Source organism: Bacillus sp. CZDM1, from assembly GCF_055502545.1.
This window is the reverse complement of the sequence record NZ_JBUESO010000002.1, coordinates 423,918-443,337: the sequence shown is the minus strand read 5'-3', so window position 1 is coordinate 443,337 and position 19,420 is coordinate 423,918. Positions and strand designations below refer to the sequence as shown.

Sequence of the window (19,420 nt, the reverse complement as noted above, 5' to 3'; positions counted from 1 at the left end):
ACAAGCTGTTGTATATATTGAAAAACAATGAAAAGGAGATAGGAACAAGGGGATGGAGTTCTTACAAGAAATCATAACGAATTATGGTTCATTTTTATCATTAGATGCCTTGGTAGATGTATTAACAGATCCCGCAAGTTGGGGAATCATTGGCACCCTGGTCATTCTAGAAGGGTTATTATCAGCTGATAATGCGTTAGTACTTGCTGTTTTGGTAAAGCACTTGCCTGAAGAACAACGAAAGAAAGCACTTTTCTATGGTATTATAGGAGCTTATCTATTTCGGGTAATTGCGATTGGAATTGGTGTTACTTTAATTAATATTGGCTGGATCAAGATCGTCGGCGGTCACTATCTCCTTTGGCTGGTCCTCCAACACTTTATTAACAAAAGAGATGGAGAGGATGAGATTCAAACCAAACAAGTGGGTTTTTGGAGCACAGTCTTAACTGTAGAGCTTATGGATATCGCGTTTAGTATCGATAGTGTGATAGCTGCGTTTGGTGTATCAAATCAAGTTTGGGTCCTTTTTTTAGGCGGAATTTTAGGAATATTAATGATGCGTGGTGTAGCACAATTATTCCTAGCGTTGATTGAAAGAATACCTGAATTTGAAACCACTGCATTTATCTTAATTGGAATTATTGGATTAAGAATGATTGCAGCAGCCTTTGGTTTCCAAATGCACGAAGTTATCTTCTTTAGTATATTAATCGGAATCTTTATAGGGACATTCCTTGTACATTTTTTGAAAGGAAAGCTGACAACTAGATAAAAGTATGGTGAAAATGACTATCATGTTGCGAGTACTATTGATAGTCATTTTTTTATTTATTTCAATCCCATTACACGAATTCTTTTGTAATCAGCTATCCATTTACCATCTATATATAAAATTTCTTTTAATTTGTTCTCCACCTTTGTTATTATACTCTCGGTTCTTTCGTCATCAATACCTTCAAAAAAAGTATTTCCAAACATTTTAATCCAATTCCTTAATCCATTTTCACCATCTAATGGAGTTGGCCTATCAAAGTGCTCTGCAAAGGTAACCCTGAACCCTGCTTCTTCCATCAAAGATGTATATTCACCAATACTAGGATAATACCAAGGGATTTGTTCCATGTTAAATTCAATTCCTGATTGATTTATTTGGTTAATAATTTCATTGGTAATAATCTGAACATTTCCTTTACCTCCAAATTCAGCAACAAATCTTCCACTAGATTTTAAGCTGCGATAAATGCTTTGCAAACCAAATTTTGGCTGTTTTACCCAATGGAGAGTTGCATTAGAGAACACTGCATCAAATTCCGATTTGAACCCTAAATCTGTCACATCTCGTACGACAAATTTTATTTCGGGGTATTTCACTAATGCTTGGTTAATCATATTTTGTGAATTGTCTATCCCGACAACATTTCCTCCAATATCATACATTTTTTTTGCCAAATCACCTGTCCCACAGCCAAGATCAAGTATTTTCTCTCCTTCTTTTAAAGCTAATAAATCAATAAGATTATTTCCGTACTTTGAAACAAATGAGTGGTTTTGATCATATAGAGTGGCATTCCAATTGTCTTTGTTGCTTTGAGTTTTCAATTTCGATTTCTCCTTTATCTATTAAATTTGTAGTCATGAGGTATGCTCAAACATTCTAATAAAAAAATTATTACTGAATGATTAAAAAGTTTTCTAAATTATTATAAAATAAGATAATACTAAAAAGTTGTTATTTACACTTTTTTTACAATTAAGGGGGCAGGGTTTATGCGTGAAGAGGGATACATAAAGGTAACTGGCGGAAGAGTTTGGTATCAAAAGTTTAATAAAAATTCAGGAGGGACTCCGCTCATCATTTTGCATGGAGGTCCAGGTTCATCAAGCTACTCATTAGAAGGTTTACAGGCACTCCAAGAAGATAGACCTGTTATTTTATACGATCAATTAGGCTGTGGAAGGTCAGATCGCCCGACTGACACATCCCTATGGCAGCTTGACCGCTTTGTGGAAGAATTAGCGCAGGTAAGAGAAGCTTTAAATTTAGACGAAGTACATATTTTAGGTCACTCGTGGGGTACAACCCTAGCGGCCGCATATTGTTTAACAAAACCAAGCGGGGTAAAGAGTGTTATTTTTTCAAGTCCTTGTCTTAGTGCTCCGCGTTGGGAACAGGACCAGATCGAAAATCTTAAAAAACTTCCTTTAGAAGTCCAAGAAACAATTAAACAATGTGAGGAAAATGGAACCACCGATTCAGAGGAATTTAAAGCTGCCATTCAGGAATTTAACAAAGCATTTGTTTGTCGGGTACAGGAAGAACCAGACCCTGAATGGGTTAAAAAGGGAGCAGGATATCGAAATCCGGAAATCTATAATATTATGTGGGGTCCATCTGAATTCAGCGTAAAAGGTAATTTAAGGTCTTTTGATTGTACTTCCAGATTGAATGAAATAAGCTGTCCTATCCTATTTACATGTGGAAGATATGATGAGGCAACACCTGAATCAACGGAGTACTTTAGTAGCCTTGTACCAAATGGGGATTTTCATGTTTATGAGAACAGCGCCCATATGCCTTATTTTGAAGAAAAAGAAGAGTTTTTACAAGTTGTAAGAAATTTTTTTAATAAAATCGATCTTGATTAATTTTTAAAAAAATCCACCATATTGGTGGATTTTTTAGTTCAATGTCTAATTTACTAACTATTACTCGTTCATTCCATCCCGATCTATAGCTTCGACTTCTTCTACTGCTATTTGTAATTCCTGATCTATAGCCTCGACTTCTTGTTCTGCTACTTGTAAATCATCCTGATCTAAAGCTTCTACATCCTGTTCTATAGCTTCGACAACAAGATCTACTGCTTCAACATCATCATTTTGAAGTGAAACGGCAGATTGTTGTGCCGGATACCGAAATAAGTCTACATCTTGAACAATAGATGGATCATAATACACAAATTCAACTTGCTGGTTATTATCAATTTTCTGTTTTTTAGACTTCGTATCCCTAACATAGATATCTGAAGATTCATCCTTACGATACTTCTTTTTTTTAAAAGACTTGTCCTTATAACGGATGTCTGGAGATTCATCCTTACGGGACTTCTTCTTTTCGAACTGCTTGTCCTCAACATGGATGTCTGAAGATTCATCCTTATGGTGCTTCTTCTTTTCGAACTTCTTGTTCTCAACATGGATGTCTGAAGATTCATCCTTATGGTGCTTCTTTTTATTCTTTCCCTTAGGTGACATTCGATTACTCTCCTTATTTATTTTTGTTTGCAATCATATTAATGGTGTAAATAATGGAATTTCTTTTGAATCGTTTTCACTATTCGCACCTTTAAATTGAAATTTCCATTATCAGCATATGCATCTGGTTAATAAGATTCCTGCACTATTCGTCCAAAAGTACACAAGAAAAAGGCTAAAAAAGAAAAATATGGTATAATTCGGTGTAGATGTGTAGAATTTCGAATGGCTGGTGGATAAAATATTCGGACATTCTCTGACATAGGTACCAGTGAGTAGCGTGGAGGAACTGCTTTACCACCAACATCAAGCTTGGGCTGTTAAAGAGGGTTTAAAGCATTTTCTTCATTTGAAAGAAGGCTGAAACGATTGAAACTATTATCCGTTATGCTTGGTGGATTCTTTGGAGCAATAACTAGATACAGTATCGGGGAATGGATACAAACTGCTAATGGATTTCCTCTGGGAACCTTATTAATAAATCTCTTAGGTTGTTTTTTACTTAGTTGGATCCTAACTGTGATAACGATAAAGAAGCCTATTAGTGTCAAATTTACTTTATTTATAGGTACGGGGTTTATCGGTTCATTCACCACTTTTTCTACTTTTTCAGTTGAGACCAATCTGTTATTTCATAATGGGCTTGTTGTTTATGGGGTCATTTATATTTTAGTAAGCATTATTTTCGGAATATTGCTTGCTTACCTTGGCTTTAAATTGGCTTATATTAATGTAGAAAAAGGGGAAACACATTGATTTGGTTAATCGGTATAGGCGGTTCTTTTGGGGCAGCCGCTCGATATTTATTGGGTAATTTTATAAATAGAAAAAAGAAACTCAGTCCATTCCCACTGGGGACTTGGGTAATCAATATTACGGGTTCCTTTCTATTAGGGGTATTGGCCAATCTTCATCTGTCGAATGATATCAGTGATGGGGTATGGTTTTTTGTTGGGATCGGGTTTTGTGGAGCTTACACCACTTTTTCAACGTTCGGTTATGAAACGTTAACTTTATTACAATCAAATAAAAAAGTTTTGGCAGGTATATATGTTTTATCATCCGTATTTGTAAGTATCTTAACAGCGGCGATAGGTTTTATTATATAGTTGGGACTTCGTCTCTGCGAGAGTAGAACGTTGTAGACAAAATGAAAAACGGTTATTTTCTATAAAGTTAACTGAAAATAAGAGAGGGGAAAATGGCAATCTAATTTGGGGGTACAGAACTGTTGAATTCTAAATATGGACCATTATTTAAGTCATTTACATTTAAAAATGGAGTAAAAATAAAAAATCGAATCGTAATGGCACCAATGACGAATTGGTCATCGAATCCTGATGGAACTGTGACAGAAGCAGAAGTCAATTATTATGCAAGGCGCTCCGGCGGAGTAGGAATGGTCATTACCGCATGTACATATGTTACTGCGAATGGAAAAGGATTTCATGGTGAATTTGGCGGGGACAGAGATGAATTAATTCCTAGCTTACAAAAGCTAGCGACTGGAATTAAAGAGCAGGGAGCTACAGCCATTTTACAAATTTTTCACGGCGGAAGGCAGGTACCACCTGAATTAATTCCTAATGGTGATGTAGTTAGTGCAAGCAGTATCCCTGTAGAAGGAGTCGGAAAGCCTGTACCAAGAGAGTTATCTGAAAAAGAAGTAGAATCCATTGTGCTTGACTTTGGTGAGGCTGCCCGACGAGCGATTGAAGCAGGTTATGATGGTGTTGAAATCCACGGCGCAAACGGCTACTTAATTCAACAGTTTTTCTCTCCTCATTCCAATCGCCGAGAAGACCGCTGGGGAGGCAGTCTCGAGAAGCGCTTAACCTTCCCGTTAGCAGTAGTCGATGAAGTATAGAGAGTGGCAGCTGAGCATGCAAAGGTCCCATTCATTGTTGGTTATCGCTTTTCACCGGAAGAGTCCGAAACTCCAGGCATCACAATGGCCGATACACTTGTCCTGCTGGATGCTCTTGCAAAAAAAGACTTAGATTACCTTCATGTTTCTTTACAAGATTTTTGGTCAACTCCTAGGAGAGGGGTGGATGATACCCGTTCGCGAATTGAAATTATTCAAGAACGAGTTGGTGACGTTGTGCCTGTGATTGGTGTTGGGTCTATTTATACTCCGGATGAAGCTCTAAAAGCTATCCAAACAGGGGTTTCACTGATTGCTTTAGGCCGGGAGCTCATTATCGATCCAGATTGGGTGCAAAAGATTGCGGAAGGTAAAGAGACAGAGATTGTTACAAAGATTAACAAAGATAACCAGGAACAGTTAGTGATCCCAGATCCACTGTGGCAAGCTATCATTCATACACCTGGTTGGTTCCCGGGAGTTAATTAATAGAAAGAGTTCATCCCTAATTTGGATGAACTCTTTTACTGTTTATATTCAACATTATAGGTTCATCAGAATGAACTGATAGTATCCTATTTTGGTTCGGACTTTAGATAAAAATGTATGTGAAAGATTAACCTTTTGTTTTATAGTATAAGTGTAAAAAAATAGAAATTAATACTATCTTCCAGGAGGAGCAAAATGAATAAGAATGCATATGTCTTTATAGGGCTAGTTATTACAACTCTCATATCAGCCCTTGATACAAATATCATGCAGACTGCAAGTCCAACCATCGTTAATCAACTCGGCGGCCTAGAATTGTTTTCTTGGATATTTGTTGTCTATATGTTGGTTAGTACCATCACTGTTCCTCTTTACGGTAAATTATCAGATATGTATGGTCGAAAAAGACTATTAATGATAGCAGTAGCTTTATTTACAATTGGTTCCATCCTATGTGGAATCGCAAATTCTATGGTCACGCTAATTATTTATCGTGGTATACAAGGTTTAGGTGCTGGTGGAATGATCCCGCTCTCGATGATTATTGTAGGGGATTTGTTCACCATTGAAAAACGAGGGAAAATACAGGCTGTTTTTAGCGGTATATGGGCATTATCTTCCATCATTGGCCCTATATTAGGATCCTTTTTTGTGGAAGCTTTGACATGGAGATGGATCTTTTTTATTAATATTCCCATCGGTATTGCAAGCATCCTTTTTCTACTGCCATATAAGGAAGAAGCAGAATACAAAAAGGCGCATATCGATTATAAAGGTTTCTTCCTTTTCGGAATTTCTATTACGCTTTTATTATTATCAACTAGCTTGAGCAAACCTTTCTGGTATATCATTGGCGGTGTACTTGGATTCATCCTATTTGTTCTTGTCGAAAGGAAGGAGAAACATCCATTTCTTCCGGTTGCCTTATTTAAAAACAAAGGGCTATTATCGACGAATCTTTTCATGTTAATGTATTGTCTCTCCTTCTATGGGACATCAAACTTCATTCCATTGTATTTGCAAGAAGGTAATCAAATGAGTATTTATAAGAGCGGGTTAATATTGTTAAGTATTGCCGTTGGCTGGATGTTTGGCAGTACTCCGGCAGGAAAATGGATTATCCGCTATGGTTATAAGGTTTTGTTTATCATTGGCAGTATTGTAACCACCATTTCAGGTTTAGCACTCTATTTATTTATCCAAGATTTATCCTATATTGGTTTATTTCTCCTATTAACGATACAGGGATTTTGCTTTGGATTATTGTTTGCCCTAGGAACGATAGCATCTCAAGAATTTACAGAAACCAATATTAAAGGGATGTCTACGTCCCTGCAAATGTTTTTAAGAAATATCGGAACTTCGGTTGGAGTTACAATTATGGGATTGCTTATTAACCATGCCGCAACCCTAATTATAGGAATGAAAAATGTATTTCTATATGCCCTTATTTTGAGTTTCATTACCATTTTCCTTAGCTTTCGAATTCCGGAGAAATCATCATCTATAGGAGAGACTGCATTGACAAAATAAGCTTGAATAATATATTAGAACAGATAAATAATAGTCTTAGTGTTAACATAACACTAATCTTCAATGTGGAGGGATATACTTTGAATATACTCTTTAGCATACTAAGAGCTTTAATGCTTTTCGGAATTAGATTAACCTACTTCATTAATTATCTTCAGTCAAAGTTGAATTTTATGTTAAGGAAGCAGGTCAAGCTGAGCCCAGTGTATTCATAAAGTATTGTCTGTTTCGCATTGTCGTAAGGAAAGGTGAGCATAGCCCTATGCTTGCCTTTTTTAAATGAAAAAATGTCCATTATACCACTTCCAATTCCAGTGATGCTGCATATTTTTTATGTAAGCGCTTTAAAAATTAACAAAATAATTAAAATAGTCAAATAATATTGACGAAGCCCATTTACAGTGATAATCTTATTAATAATTTAAAAAGAATCAATGACGAGAAGAGTAGGATTTGCTGTTTGTCCCTAAGAGAGTCGACATTTGCTGAGAGTCGATGGCAGGGCTTATCTGAAAATCATCTCCGAGATGTGTAGCTGAAAATCTGAAAGTAAGCTATACCGGAATAATCCGCCGTTACATGGGACACGTATAATCATAATACGTTGATCGAGAGCCGCAGCCTGGTGATTTTTGCTGCGGAAGTAGGGTGGTATCGCGAGTTAACTCGTCCCTATTCAAGGGGCGGGTTTTTTGTTGTTTACAAAAACCTATAAGAGCCTTTCTAAAATGATGGCAAATTTTTTAAAAAGAATGAGGAGGAAAGTGAAATGAATCAACAAGTTGACCAAAAAGAAAAAGCCTTTCAAGTAGAGGATATCATTATTGCAAGCCACACCATTAAGGATGTGATTTCGCCAACTCCTCTACAGTATAATCACTTATTATCAGAGCGATATGGCTGTCATATTTATTTGAAGAGAGAAGACCTGCAAAGTGTTCGTTCCTTTAAAATCCGCGGTGCTTATAATCGCATCAAGAAGCTGACAGAGGAAGAATTAGAAAATGGGATTATCTGCGCCAGTGCTGGAAACCACGCACAAGGTGTCGCCTATTCTTGCAATCATTTAAAAATTAATGGAAAAGTCTTTATGCCAAGTACCACGCCTAAGCAAAAAGTGAATCAAGTGAAATTTTGGGGTAAGGAAAATGTAGAAATTGTTTTGGTTGGAGATACCTTTGACGACGCTTATGAAAAAGCGATGGAATGCAGTCAGGTTGAAAATAGAACGTTTATCCACCCGTTCGATGATCCAGACGTTATTGCTGGTCAAGGGACCGTAGCAGTAGAACTGTTGAATGAATGCCCAGAAAAAATCGATTACCTATTTGCGGCAATTGGTGGTGGAGGCCTTATCTCGGGTGTTGGTACGTATATGCAGCATTTCTCACCTGAGACAACATTAATTGGTGTCGAGCCGCAGGGAGCCGCAGGAATGAAGGAGTCGATTTCAAAAGGTGAAGTAACTTCATTGAAAGAAATTGACCCATTTGTTGATGGTGCAGCGGTGAAGACTGTCGGTTCAATGACCTATAATATCTGCAAAGAGTTCGTGAAGGATATTGTTGTTGTTCCTGAAGGAAAGGTTTGTACGACATTACTAGCACTTTATAATGAAAATGCGATCGTCGTTGAGCCTACAGGTGCGTTGTCAATTGCAGCGTTAGATGAATATGCCGACGAAATAAAAGGGAAAACAGTTGTCTGCATCGTCAGTGGAGGTAACAATGATATCGGTCGTATGCAGGAAATTAAGGAGCGCTCGAAGCTCTATGAAGGACTGCGACATTATTTTATCGTCCAATTTCCACAACGCCCAGGTGCATTACGTGAGTTTCTCGATGATGTTTTGGGACCAAATGATGATATCAGCCATTTCGAATACACTAAAAAGAACAATCGTGAAACCGGACCAGCTTTAGTCGGGATTGAACTAAAAACCAAAGAGGATTACGTTCCATTAATGGAACGGATTAAAGCAAAAGGATTTGTCTTCCGCGAAGTTAATAATGATAGTACCTTGTTCCAAATGCTTGTATAAAAACAAAGAGCCCGCTAATGGGCTCTTTATTATTTTTCATTACTACCTTTCTAGCCGCTGCTCAAATTCTATTTATTTCATAGCACTTTAAATGAATTTTCATTTATAATTGATTCAAGATAATAATAAATTACAAGGTGGGGGCTATGTGTCGAAGACAATATACACAAATGGGTTAATTTATACGCTGGACACCAATCAACCTGTGGTTGAGTCGGTTGTGGCAGAGAATGGCAGGATTATAGATTTAGGTTCACATCACGAGATGAGCTTACAATGGGGAAGAGCTGGAGCAAGAGTAGTCGATCTCCAGGGGAAAATGGTTACCCCTGGACTGATAGACAGCCACTTACACATGTCAGGTGTGGCATTTAATTTTTTGGACTTAGATTTAACAGGGGTTACATCGAAATCGGAAATGCTCGATAAAATAAAGCAAAAAGCGGATAGTGTTCCTCCTGGAAAATGGTTAATTGGTATGGGCTGGGATGAGAATCTATTTACAGAAGGATCTATTCCTACTATTGAAGAACTAGATTATGTGGCACCACATTGTCCTATTTACCTAAAAAGAATTTGCCACCATGCATTTTTAGTAAATAGTAAAGCACTGGAAATGAGTCAGTATCATCCTTTGATTGAAGTACCGAAGGGCGGCAGTGTTGTATTGGATCCACATACAAAAAAGCCTACAGGAATGCTTTTGGAATCTGCTTCACAGATCGTAACCAAACATATCCCAGACAAAACGTATGATGAATTAAAAAATGGTTTGGGTCATGCGATGAAATTTGCTATCAAAAAAGGCTTAACCAGCGTACATACCAATGATCCTGCCTACTTAGGCGGACTTGAGCAAACCTATCGTATGTATGATGAATTAATTAATCAGGAACAAAAAGGGCTCCGCTGCAATCTTTTAGTTGATTATCCTTACCTGCCTGCATTAAAGGAAAAAGGAATGTTTGCTGGATACGGGAATGAGAAATTGCAAATTGGTGCCATTAAAATATTTGCAGATGGAGCATTTGGACGAAGAACAGCTTTGCTTTCGGAGCCTTATCATGATGATCCAAGTCAATTTGGAGAAGCCATGCAAACGCAGGAAGTTCTTTTTAACATTGTTAAAGATGCAAGGGAGCAATCCATGCCAATTGCTGTTCATACGATTGGTGATAAGGCGTTGGAAGATGTTCTCGATATCCTGGATCAATTTCCAAAGGTGAACTATCGTGATCGGATTATCCATACTTCGTTAGTCAGGGAAGATTTAATCGCACGATTAGCGGATCCAAGTATCGTTGCAGATATTCAGCCGCGATTTGTTGTGGGGGATTATCCATGGATAATCGACCGGATAGGGAGGGAGCGAGAAGCTTATTTATACGCATGGAAATCCCTGCTATCAAAAGGGGTTATTTGTGCGGGCGGCTCTGATGCACCCGTTGAGCCTGTTGATCCATTGCTTGGTATTCATGCTGCGGTTACTCGGACAACACCTGGGAAGCCTGACATATGGAATGAAGATCAGAAAGTTTCGATGCTTGAAGCCGTAAAGTTATTCACAATCGGTGGAGCCTATGCAACAAATGAAGAAGCAAAAAAAGGTACCCTTTCAAAAGGAAAGTTAGCGGATATGACGGTGTATTCTAAGAATCTCTTTACATTGGAGAATCCTGATGAACTTTTAGATACGAAGATTGAAATGACCATTATCGATGGGGAAATTCAAGCATAAAAAGGAAAGAGCATCGATGTAGATGCTCTTTTACTTATTGTCACCTAAAAGTGAGAATCGGTTGGTCTGCAGGATATTTGAAATATTGCCTAATCGTAAGTGATATTCCTTTTGCAATTGAAGTAGCCATTGTATAAATAAGATTTAGGTCTGTACAGAGGAGCGAATTTTTTAAAGCAGGATCATTCTCAAGGACGACGCCTGTTATACTGCAATTTCCGATGGGAGGAAGATTATTTCCAAGACCAATGCCAGGAACTATGGGTCCTTCATTGACCACAATTGAGTTCACCATTTCTTCACTGCCAAATACACTATCAACGGCAAGAACAAAACTATTTTTTCGAAATGGGAAGGTGGTTACATCAGGAACGATTCTTGTCGCATCTAATGGAGACTGAAGGTTTCCCAAAACAGTTAAGTGTTCAGGATAACTGTTCTTTAGCAGAGTTCCTACAAAAGGGCCAAGGCTGTCACCACTAATTCGGCTAGAGCCAATCCCCATTACATAAATATGCTGTGTTCCCTCTGGAATAAGGGAATAAAGTGCCTGCCTGATGAAAAGAGGTGCTAATCTATGATTATACGGAATAACTATATTGTGTGGAGAACGTAAACTGATACTAACAGAGCTGCTACCCATATTTTGAACACCTCACCATCGTTTATATCTTCAAATTCTTCATTCCTATCTGATTTTCCTTCTATAATTATTAAAAAACAGAAATGCAGTCAATATATTAGACACTAGTTACCAAAGATAATAAGATTAAGAAAGAATGTTCGTTTATAAGTTACTAGCTTACTAGATGAGCAATCAGAGATTTGTAAGAGAGAGTAGGGGTGTAGAGAAATGGATGATCGTTTTTTTCGAAATGCAATGGGGAAATTTGCGACGGGGATAACCGTTGTTTCAACTGAAGTTGATGGTGAGGCACATGGAATGACAGCGAATGCTTTCGTATCTGTCTCGTTAAGTCCTAAACTAATCCTTGTATCAATTGATAAAAGAGCAAGAATGTTACCTCTTATCCAACAATCCAAAAAATTTGGTGTAAGCTTTTTATCTGCTGATCAACAAACAGAATCCATGCGGTTTGCCGGGCAAATCAAAGAGGAAACTCCTTATAATTTTGAACAATTCGGCGAATTACCTGTTATCGAAGGGGCACTTGCAAACCTGACTTGCAGCCTTTACAACGAAGTTGAGGCAGGGGACCACATTTTATTTATCGGTGAGGTTACTGATCTTAAGGTGAACGAAGGGGACCCGTTATTATATTTCGGAGGCCAATACCGCAAATTAGAGGCATAACTTACTTTGAGAAAGCTGTCCATGGCAGCTTTTTCTTATTGTGGTTCTAGTACAATATTGTACAATAGGAACAGGAGGGATTGACCTTGTTTAAAAAGTTACGAATTACATTAGGAATTGTTGTTTTATTATTAGCTGGATTCGGATTACTGACAAAAAACTTCGTGGCACAGCCTTTCATGATGCTGGGGTTAAGTGCCTTTATTTTGGTCGGCGGATTAGACGAACTGAAACAAGGACGAAAACGCCGTGGATATATAAGCATTTTTCTATCTGTATTTGTTTTAGCCATCTTAGTTCAATCTTTCACTTCATAAAACGATGTAAAAAAAACGGAGGAATCTTATGATTTCTCCGTTTTTTTGGGAATAAATTCAAAAATCTCTTTGGATTCAAAACTATCCACTAATCGGTTGAGCCATTCATAATATTCTATTGCAGAGGTTAGTTTATCAAAATCTATGTTTGCTTGGTCTTTTACATTTGTGTCCACACGTTCATCATCAAGCAGGGATTGAATTTCACTTAGAGATTTCTGCATAGCGCTTATATTTAGGGATATCCCTGCGCGCCACTTTATGGTAAAGAAATCGATGAAGGTTTGATACCAATCTGGCTCCGCCTGATAGAGGTCTTTCCTGATCCCTTTTTTCCAAACCTTTCCCACCATCTTTAACTCCAATAAGCTTCGGACAGAGGTACTCATACTCGTCTTACTCATTCCAAGCTCTTCCTTCATTTCATCAAGTGTCAACGGACCTTCCTGAAAGTACAATGCCCCATATAATCGGCCAATTGATTCGGTAACTCCATATAAATTCATATTTTTAGAAATCGCATCAATTACCCGTTCACGCGCGAGTTCTAGCTCTTTTTCACCGTTCATCCTGTCATCACACCAATCTTTATACGTGTCCTTTTATTAGACTATCATGTTTCAATAAAAAGTAAAGAATCCACATAGGGAGGATATGGAAGCATTTTAGAGGAATATTAAGGATTTTATATGTGCAGTACGTACAGTTTTTTCTGTACGTACTTTACGAGCGAATATGGCAAATTACCAACTTTGCCCTTAATGTGAAATTGGCACTATAATAGGTAGGTAAGACCAGAAAGTGGTGTTAACTAGCAACATAGATAGATAGGGGTGAACAAATGACTAATAATCCAATAAAAATAAGGGTTCAAAATGTCACAAAAGTATTTGGAAAGTCCAAAAAAGCCATTCAACTTTTAAATGAAGGTGAATCGAAAGCGACTATTCTAAAGAAAACCGGAGCAACGGTTGGGGTTAGTAAAGCAAGCTTTGAGGTGGAAGCTGGTGAAATCTTTGTCATTATGGGCTTATCTGGAAGTGGTAAGTCAACGCTCGTCCGGATGCTAAATCGACTCATCGATCCATCAATTGGGGAAGTGTATATTGACGGTGAGGATATTGTAAAAATGAACAAAGAACAATTAAGAGAGGTTCGCCGCAAGAAAATTAGTATGGTATTTCAAAAGTTTGCACTTCTTCCTCATCGAACCATCCTTGAGAACGTGGAGTATGGCTTGGAGGTCCAGGGGATTCAGAAAGAAACGCGCTCACAGCAAGCGATGAATGCATTAAAGCTGGTTGGGCTTGAAGGGTATGAACATCAATATCCTCAACAATTAAGCGGCGGCATGCAGCAAAGGGTTGGATTAGCAAGAGCATTAGCAAATGATTCGGACATTTTATTAATGGACGAGGCTTTTAGTGCATTAGATCCATTAATTCGAAAAGATATGCAGGATGAACTTCTTGACCTTCAGTCAACAATGAAGAAAACGATTGTATTCATCACGCATGATCTAGATGAGGCACTAAGAATTGGTGACCGCATTGCCTTAATGAAGGATGGTGTAATTGTTCAAATTGGAACGCCTGAAGAGATTTTAATGAACCCTTCAAACGACTATGTTGAGAGATTCGTAGAAGATGTTGACTTATCTAAAGTCTTAACTGCTGGTCATGTCATGAAACGAGCGGAAACAGTTTCGATTGAAAAAGGTCCGCGAGTTGCGCTTCAAATCATGAAAGACCTAGGAATTTCGAGTATTTATGTCGTTGATAAGAAGAAAACCTTACTTGGGGCGGTAACGGCCTCACAAGCAAACAAGGCAATCGATTTTCGACAAGACTTAACAAATATTTTAAAAGAGGATGTAACGACTGTTTCACCAGATACGTTACTAACCGATTTATTTGAAAAGGTCTCAGTAGCCACGATACCCGTTGCGGTGGTAGATGAAAACAATAGGCTAAAAGGGATTCTTGTCAGAGGAGCAGTCATCGGCGCCCTGGCGGGTAATAGTCAGGACAATAACCAAATAAATACCGCAAAGTCTGAGGCAGCGGCAGGTCAATCAGTCAAGGAGGTGAAAATAACATGGAACAATGGCTCCCGAAACTCCCAATAGCTGTTTGGGTAGATGATTTTGTTAATTGGCTGACGACAAACTTAGAAGTAGCTTTTGATGGGGTCACCACCATTTTAGAGTCGGTAGTAGAAGGGATGGTGGCAGGATTTGGTTTTATACCATCCTATGTATTTATCATTTTATTAACGCTCCTTGCTTGGAAGGTGTCGAATAAGGGGATTGGTCTCTTTACATTAATTGGTTTATTTCTAGTAGATAACCTTGGATACTGGGAGCCAATGCTTGAAACACTTGCACTTGTGTTAACCGCTGTTTTTATCTCGATTTTATTAGGGATTCCTATGGGTATATGGGCTTCACAAAAACAAATGGTAAAGAACGTTGTGGTGCCTGTTCTTGACTTTATGCAAACGATGCCTGCTTTTGTCTACTTAATTCCTGCTATTTTCTTTTTTAATATCGGTGTGGTTCCAGGAGTAGTGGCATCCGTCATTTTTGCTATGCCGCCGACGATCCGTTTAACTATCTTGGGTATTCAACAAGTACCGGCGGATATTATTGAAGCAACAGAAGCATTTGGTTCAACCACCGCTCAAAGATTACTAAAGGTTCAATTGCCACTGGCAATGCCAACAATTATGGCGGGGATCAATCAAAGTATTATGCTCGCCTTATCAATGGTGGTTATCGCTTCCATGGTCGGGGCACCAGGTCTTGGTGCAGATGTTTACCGTGCCGTCACACAAATTCAGATTGGTAAAGGGTTTGAGGCAGGGCTATCCATAGTCGTGATTGCGATCATTCTCGACCGAATTACTCAAAATATCGGAAAAAGTAAAAAACAAGGGGGAACTGTTTAAAATGAATAAAAAATGGATGGTTACGTTATCGGCAGCTTTATTAACAGTAGGTCTTGCAGCTTGTGGATCAGATAAAACAAGTAACGAGGCAGGAACAGTAGGGGAAAAGGTAGATTATGAGATTATTGGGATTGACCCAGGTGCCGGTCTAATGAAGGCTTCCGCTAAAGTCGTTGAGGAATATGCACTAGAAGATTGGACTCTTGTTGAAGGATCTAGTGCCGCGATGACGGCTGCATTAAAAAAGGCTTATGAAAAAGAAGAGCCAATTATTGTTACCGGCTGGACACCACATTGGAAATTTGCTTCCTTCGATTTAAAATACTTAGAGGATCCAAAAGGGGTTTTTGGTAAAGACGAAAACATTCATAGTATTGCTAGAAATGGTTTAAAGGATGATCATCCAGGTGCCTATCAAGTTCTGGATCAGTTTACGTGGACACCTGATGATATGAATGTTGTGATGAATAATATCGTAAACGGAGAAGATCCTGAAGTTGCAGCAGCTAAATGGGTTGAGGAAAATGCTGACAAAGTGGCTGAATGGACAGATGGGGTAAAGAAAGTTTCTGGAGAAAAAATCAAGCTCGGTTACGTTGCCTGGGATAGTGAAATTGCCAGTACAAATGTCATCGGTAAGGTGTTAACGGATTTAGGCTATGACGTAACACTTACTCAGGTTGAAGCGGGACCGATGTGGACTGGTGTTGCAGATGGAAGCTTAGATGCTCATGTGGCTGGATGGCTGCCTTCAACACATGCCGATTACTATGACAAGTACGAAGGTGAGTTCGAGGATTTGGGAGAAAACCTTAAAGGTACAAAACTAGGACTAGTGGTTCCTGCTTATATGGATATTGATTCAATTGAAGATTTAAAAGAATAGAAGATTTAGAATGGAAGGGACCCTCAAAAATGGGGGTCTCTTTATTCGTTATAGGCACTAAAAATTTAGTAATTACCCCGTATTATTTCCCAACTTCCTATGATAAATGATATATTGATTAATTTGAAATTTCTAAATAAACTCAATATTACAGCCACTAAAAAGCTGTACATAGAAAAATTGAGAGGGGAAATAAGATGAGAAAGAAAAAAAGGATTGCCTCTGCATTACTAGCACTTACAATGGGAGTTTCACTGTTTGCCTCAGCTGCGTATGGTGAGGTAACAGACTCAAAGGAAACTTACCGGGTCATTATTAAAGGACCAAGCTCTGATAAGGAAAAAGCAAAAGAAAGTACGGGAGTACGATGGGATTTCGGTTCTGAAGGCTATTCTACTACGGTGAATGCGAAGCAATATCAAGCATTATTAAAAAATAAGAATTTAACAATAGAAAACGTACCAGAAGTTCATTTGGATCGAATTGAAAACGCTTCAAAAGATAAAATCGGTACAACCGCTATTACATCCCTGCCAAGTGACCGGACACCGTGGGGTATGCAAGCCATTTACAATGATCCAAATATTACAAGTACATCTGGGGGAGCTGGGATTAAAATAGCAGTTTTAGATACTGGCGTTTATATTAATCATTATGATTTAGTTGGAAGTGGTGAACAATGTAAAGACTTTACCCAATCTTCCTCAGCACTAGTAAATGGAACTTGTACGGATCGAAACGGACACGGTACACATGTAGCAGGAACTGCACTTGCTCATGGAGCATCAGACGGGTTAGGCGTATACGGAGTGGCACCGCAAGCTAAACTTTGGGCATATAAGGTATTAACTGACAGTGGATCTGGATACTCGGATGATATTTCTGGAGCGATTCGTCACGTTGCAGATGAAGCCGTAAGAACAGGCTCAAAAGTAGTTCTTTCGATGTCACTTGGCTCCAGCAGTAAAGACACGATGATTGCTAGTGCAGTTGATTATGCATATAACAGGGGAGTTCTAGTGGTTGCTGCTGCAGGAAATGATGGCTATGCTTCAAATACAATTGGATATCCAGGCGCATTGAAAAATGCTGTTGCCGTTGCCGCTCTAGAAAATGTTCAGCAAAATGGCACTTACCGAGTAGCCAATTTCTCTTCACGCGGAAATCCTTCAACAGATGGTGATTTTATCATCCATGAGCGTGATGTAGAGATTTCTGCACCGGGTGCTGCCATTGAGTCAACTTGGTACGATGGGAACTATAATACCATCAGTGGAACTTCAATGGCTACCCCGCATGTATCAGGGTTAGCTGCAAAAATCTGGTCCTCTAATTCGTCTTGGTCTCATACTCAGCTTCGCTCCGAGTTACAAAGAAGAGCAAAATTATACGATATTAAAGGTGGATACGGTGCAGCAACAGGGGACGATTATGCTTCAGGATTTGGTTTTGCGAGAGTAAGATAATCATAGAAAAAAAGCCATCTGAAATTTAGATGGTTTTTTCAAATTACCGTTTTACTGCGGCCAATATAAATATTGTTATAATGATAGAAAATGCCCCCAACCATTCAATTGGACTAAAGGGAACATGAAGCCAAGCCACTGCAAGGAATGCAGCCGATAGTGGTTCAATACACGCTAAAAGGCTGGCTTCAGAGGCCTTTATGTATTTCAGGCTTTGCATAAAGCACAAGAATGCGATTAAGGTACCAACAATAACAACAAAAGCAACCGCAATAAAAGAAGTGAGTGACCAGTGACCTTCAAATCTCCACGGAGGATGAATAAAGCACATAACAATACCACCAAGCATCATTCCCCAGCCAACGGTTAAAGTCGTACCCCGTTTGGACAGCAGGCTGACAGGAAATAAGGTATAAAAGGCAAGCGCAAAGGCAGATAAAATTCCCCAGCCAAAGGCAGGACCAGAAATTGCAAGTGTATGGATATTTCCTTTTGTTACTAGCAAAAATGTTCCACCCAGCGCTAAAACAATCGCAATCACTTCATGTTTTACAGGTAATGTCTTTGCCCGGAAGCATAAATATAAGGCGATGATAACCGGTGCAAGGTATTGTAATACTGTAGCAGTAGCTGCATTTCCGTGTTCGATTGCTGCAAAGAAAGTATATTGTACCCCAAGCATTCCAATGATTCCAAATGCTACTAGTTGAAAGATATCTTGTTTGCTTTTCCAAATACTCCATATATTTTGTTTCCCAACAGTATGAGAATAAAAGAGCAAGCCCATTCCAGCCAATAACAAACGAACGACCACGAGCCAGCTTGAACTAAAACCTTGCTGATGAAAAAGAAATTGAGCGACTGTTCCAGATACACCCCACGCTGTTGCCGCAATTAACACTAAAACAATTCCTCTTGCCCTCGGGTACGACATAACAGCACCCAGTGTATTCATAAAAATCCCCTCCAAAAACAACCATTCTATAAATTTAGCAAAAAAATCAATCGTTTAAAAGGGGGGAATGGATAAATTTGTAGGGAATTCCTCCAATATTTAAGATTTTTCAAAAAAGAAAGGCCACTAACCCATACATGGCTCATGGCCTTCCCGTTTATCTTGGCGTTAACGTTTTTACTGAAATGGCAGGGGAATAGGAGGTAACAATACATCCCTCTAGATTCTTTTCATCTAACAACCCTAGTTGAAGTGCAGACTTAATTTTGACATCATCCGGTTTCTTTACCACTTGAACGAGATCGGTCATTTGTAATTCCTCTAGCCTTTTTACCGTTACTTCTTCATTATATTTTTCAATTTTCCTCATTTGCCGCTGCAGCTTATAGCCATTTATCGTGATTTCGGCCTTATTATTGGGACCGACAAGTTTATTAAAGTAATCATGAAAAGTGTCCTTTAATTCATTCAATTCCAAATCGATTTCCTTTTTCTTTTTGCTAAGCTCATAATATTTAACCAACATTTCATCTGTAATGAAGGAATCATTCTGTTTAACCAAGATTCTCTCCTCCTCATCGAACGTATATTCTAATTTATTAGCCT

Annotated in this window: 19 protein-coding genes, 1 pseudogene and 1 other annotated feature; of the genes and pseudogenes, 14 read left to right on the top strand and 6 right to left on the bottom strand. The window is 38.5% G+C overall.

Features of this window, described 5'->3' with window-relative positions; translation table 11 throughout:
• Positions 1–52: 52 nt before the first annotated feature.
• Complete coding sequence (locus ACY3XC_RS06635; protein ID WP_464867859.1) at positions 53–775, top strand: TerC family protein; 723 nt, start codon at positions 53–55, stop codon at positions 773–775.
• A 56-nt stretch (positions 776–831) separates the two neighbouring features.
• Here ACY3XC_RS06635 and ACY3XC_RS06630 read toward each other — a convergent pair whose 3' ends face one another.
• Complete coding sequence (locus ACY3XC_RS06630) at positions 832–1,602, bottom strand: class I SAM-dependent methyltransferase (RefSeq protein ID WP_464867857.1); 771 nt, start codon at positions 1,600–1,602, stop codon at positions 832–834.
• A 168-nt stretch (positions 1,603–1,770) separates the two neighbouring features.
• On the opposite strand from ACY3XC_RS06630, the gene ACY3XC_RS06625 reads away from it, so the two are divergent.
• Positions 1,771–2,649, top strand: coding sequence for a proline iminopeptidase-family hydrolase (locus ACY3XC_RS06625; protein ID WP_464867855.1), 879 nt, complete (start codon positions 1,771–1,773; stop codon positions 2,647–2,649).
• A 60-nt stretch (positions 2,650–2,709) separates the two neighbouring features.
• Here ACY3XC_RS06625 and ACY3XC_RS06620 read toward each other — a convergent pair whose 3' ends face one another.
• A complete protein-coding gene (locus tag ACY3XC_RS06620; RefSeq protein WP_464867853.1) occupies positions 2,710–3,258 on the bottom strand; it encodes a hypothetical protein in 549 nt (182 codons plus the stop codon).
• Between the two features lie 369 nt (positions 3,259–3,627).
• On the opposite strand from ACY3XC_RS06620, the gene crcB (ACY3XC_RS06615) reads away from it, so the two are divergent.
• From crcB (ACY3XC_RS06615) to ACY3XC_RS06590, 6 genes and pseudogenes are all read left to right on the top strand, one after another.
• Positions 3,628–4,014, top strand: coding sequence for a fluoride efflux transporter CrcB (gene crcB, locus ACY3XC_RS06615; RefSeq protein ID WP_464867851.1), 387 nt, complete (start codon positions 3,628–3,630; stop codon positions 4,012–4,014).
• Positions 4,011–4,367 (top strand): fluoride efflux transporter CrcB, encoded by a 357-nt coding sequence (gene crcB / locus ACY3XC_RS06610; RefSeq protein WP_464867850.1) that lies wholly within the window; start codon positions 4,011–4,013, stop codon positions 4,365–4,367. The genes crcB (ACY3XC_RS06615) and crcB (ACY3XC_RS06610) overlap by 4 nt, the downstream gene beginning before the upstream one ends.
• 119 nt (positions 4,368–4,486) lie before the next feature.
• Positions 4,487–5,614: pseudogene (locus ACY3XC_RS06605) on the top strand (NADH-dependent flavin oxidoreductase).
• Between the two features lie 195 nt (positions 5,615–5,809).
• The gene (locus ACY3XC_RS06600) at positions 5,810–7,147 is read left to right on the top strand and encodes an MDR family MFS transporter (RefSeq protein WP_464867849.1); all 1,338 of its coding nucleotides are present in this window, start codon (positions 5,810–5,812) and stop codon (positions 7,145–7,147) included.
• Between the two features lie 425 nt (positions 7,148–7,572).
• Positions 7,573–7,824: a binding site (T-box leader), on the top strand.
• Between the two features lie 92 nt (positions 7,825–7,916).
• A complete protein-coding gene (gene ilvA, locus ACY3XC_RS06595) occupies positions 7,917–9,188 on the top strand; it encodes a threonine ammonia-lyase IlvA (RefSeq protein ID WP_464867848.1) in 1,272 nt (423 codons plus the stop codon).
• Between the two features lie 148 nt (positions 9,189–9,336).
• Complete coding sequence (locus ACY3XC_RS06590) at positions 9,337–10,926, top strand: amidohydrolase (RefSeq protein WP_464867847.1); 1,590 nt, start codon at positions 9,337–9,339, stop codon at positions 10,924–10,926.
• Between the two features lie 40 nt (positions 10,927–10,966).
• Here ACY3XC_RS06590 and yyaC read toward each other — a convergent pair whose 3' ends face one another.
• Positions 10,967–11,569: a spore protease YyaC gene (gene yyaC, locus ACY3XC_RS06585; protein ID WP_464867846.1), complete on the bottom strand. Its 603-nt coding sequence runs from the start codon at positions 11,567–11,569 to the stop codon at positions 10,967–10,969.
• A 210-nt stretch (positions 11,570–11,779) separates the two neighbouring features.
• Between yyaC and ACY3XC_RS06580 the strand changes: the two genes are divergently transcribed.
• Together ACY3XC_RS06580 and ACY3XC_RS06575 are read left to right on the top strand one after the other, a co-directional pair.
• Complete coding sequence (locus ACY3XC_RS06580) at positions 11,780–12,241, top strand: flavin reductase family protein (RefSeq protein WP_464867845.1); 462 nt, start codon at positions 11,780–11,782, stop codon at positions 12,239–12,241.
• Between the two features lie 86 nt (positions 12,242–12,327).
• Positions 12,328–12,558: a hypothetical protein gene (locus tag ACY3XC_RS06575; RefSeq protein WP_464867843.1), complete on the top strand. Its 231-nt coding sequence runs from the start codon at positions 12,328–12,330 to the stop codon at positions 12,556–12,558.
• A gap of 26 nt (positions 12,559–12,584) precedes the next feature.
• Here ACY3XC_RS06575 and ACY3XC_RS06570 read toward each other — a convergent pair whose 3' ends face one another.
• On the bottom strand, positions 12,585–13,127 hold the full coding sequence (locus ACY3XC_RS06570) for a GbsR/MarR family transcriptional regulator (protein ID WP_179159718.1): 543 nt from the start codon (positions 13,125–13,127) through the stop codon (positions 12,585–12,587).
• Positions 13,128–13,399: 272 nt separating this feature from the next.
• On the opposite strand from ACY3XC_RS06570, the gene ACY3XC_RS06565 reads away from it, so the two are divergent.
• The 4 genes from ACY3XC_RS06565 (at position 13,400) to ACY3XC_RS06550 (ending at position 17,859) form a co-directional block, all read left to right on the top strand.
• A complete protein-coding gene (locus ACY3XC_RS06565; protein ID WP_179159719.1) occupies positions 13,400–14,686 on the top strand; it encodes a quaternary amine ABC transporter ATP-binding protein in 1,287 nt (428 codons plus the stop codon).
• Positions 14,656–15,507, top strand: a complete 852-nt coding sequence (locus ACY3XC_RS06560) for an ABC transporter permease (RefSeq protein ID WP_179159720.1) — start codon at positions 14,656–14,658, stop codon at positions 15,505–15,507. Before ACY3XC_RS06565 ends, ACY3XC_RS06560 begins: the two co-directional genes overlap by 31 nt.
• 1 nt (position 15,508) lies before the next feature.
• Positions 15,509–16,393, top strand: coding sequence for a glycine betaine ABC transporter substrate-binding protein (locus tag ACY3XC_RS06555; RefSeq protein ID WP_464867841.1), 885 nt, complete (start codon positions 15,509–15,511; stop codon positions 16,391–16,393).
• Between the two features lie 197 nt (positions 16,394–16,590).
• Positions 16,591–17,859 (top strand): S8 family peptidase, encoded by a 1,269-nt coding sequence (locus ACY3XC_RS06550; RefSeq protein ID WP_464867840.1) that lies wholly within the window; start codon positions 16,591–16,593, stop codon positions 17,857–17,859.
• 43 nt (positions 17,860–17,902) lie between these two features.
• Here the strand turns inward: ACY3XC_RS06550 and ACY3XC_RS06545 are convergent, their stop codons facing one another.
• Together ACY3XC_RS06545 and ACY3XC_RS06540 are read right to left on the bottom strand one after the other, a co-directional pair.
• Positions 17,903–18,814, bottom strand: a complete 912-nt coding sequence (locus tag ACY3XC_RS06545; RefSeq protein WP_464867839.1) for an EamA family transporter — start codon at positions 18,812–18,814, stop codon at positions 17,903–17,905.
• 157 nt (positions 18,815–18,971) lie between these two features.
• Complete coding sequence (locus ACY3XC_RS06540) at positions 18,972–19,376, bottom strand: hypothetical protein (RefSeq protein ID WP_464867838.1); 405 nt, start codon at positions 19,374–19,376, stop codon at positions 18,972–18,974.
• Positions 19,377–19,420: the final 44 nt, after the last annotated feature.

Coding starts and splice junctions, on each gene's coding strand:
- ACY3XC_RS06635 (WP_464867859.1), top strand. CDS start 53: ATGGAGTTCTTACAAGAAATCATAACGAATTATGGTTCATTTTTATCA.
- ACY3XC_RS06625 (WP_464867855.1), top strand. CDS start 1,771: ATGCGTGAAGAGGGATACATAAAGGTAACTGGCGGAAGAGTTTGGTAT.
- ACY3XC_RS06620 (WP_464867853.1), bottom strand. CDS start 3,258: ATGTCACCTAAGGGAAAGAATAAAAAGAAGCACCATAAGGATGAATCT.
- ACY3XC_RS06600 (WP_464867849.1), top strand. CDS start 5,810: ATGAATAAGAATGCATATGTCTTTATAGGGCTAGTTATTACAACTCTC.
- ilvA (WP_464867848.1), top strand. CDS start 7,917: ATGAATCAACAAGTTGACCAAAAAGAAAAAGCCTTTCAAGTAGAGGAT.
- yyaC (WP_464867846.1), bottom strand. CDS start 11,569: ATGGGTAGCAGCTCTGTTAGTATCAGTTTACGTTCTCCACACAATATA.
- ACY3XC_RS06580 (WP_464867845.1), top strand. CDS start 11,780: ATGGATGATCGTTTTTTTCGAAATGCAATGGGGAAATTTGCGACGGGG.
- ACY3XC_RS06570 (WP_179159718.1), bottom strand. CDS start 13,127: ATGAACGGTGAAAAAGAGCTAGAACTCGCGCGTGAACGGGTAATTGAT.
- ACY3XC_RS06565 (WP_179159719.1), top strand. CDS start 13,400: ATGACTAATAATCCAATAAAAATAAGGGTTCAAAATGTCACAAAAGTA.
- ACY3XC_RS06560 (WP_179159720.1), top strand. CDS start 14,656: ATGGAACAATGGCTCCCGAAACTCCCAATAGCTGTTTGGGTAGATGAT.
- ACY3XC_RS06555 (WP_464867841.1), top strand. CDS start 15,509: ATGAATAAAAAATGGATGGTTACGTTATCGGCAGCTTTATTAACAGTA.
- ACY3XC_RS06550 (WP_464867840.1), top strand. CDS start 16,591: ATGAGAAAGAAAAAAAGGATTGCCTCTGCATTACTAGCACTTACAATG.
- ACY3XC_RS06545 (WP_464867839.1), bottom strand. CDS start 18,814: ATGAATACACTGGGTGCTGTTATGTCGTACCCGAGGGCAAGAGGAATT.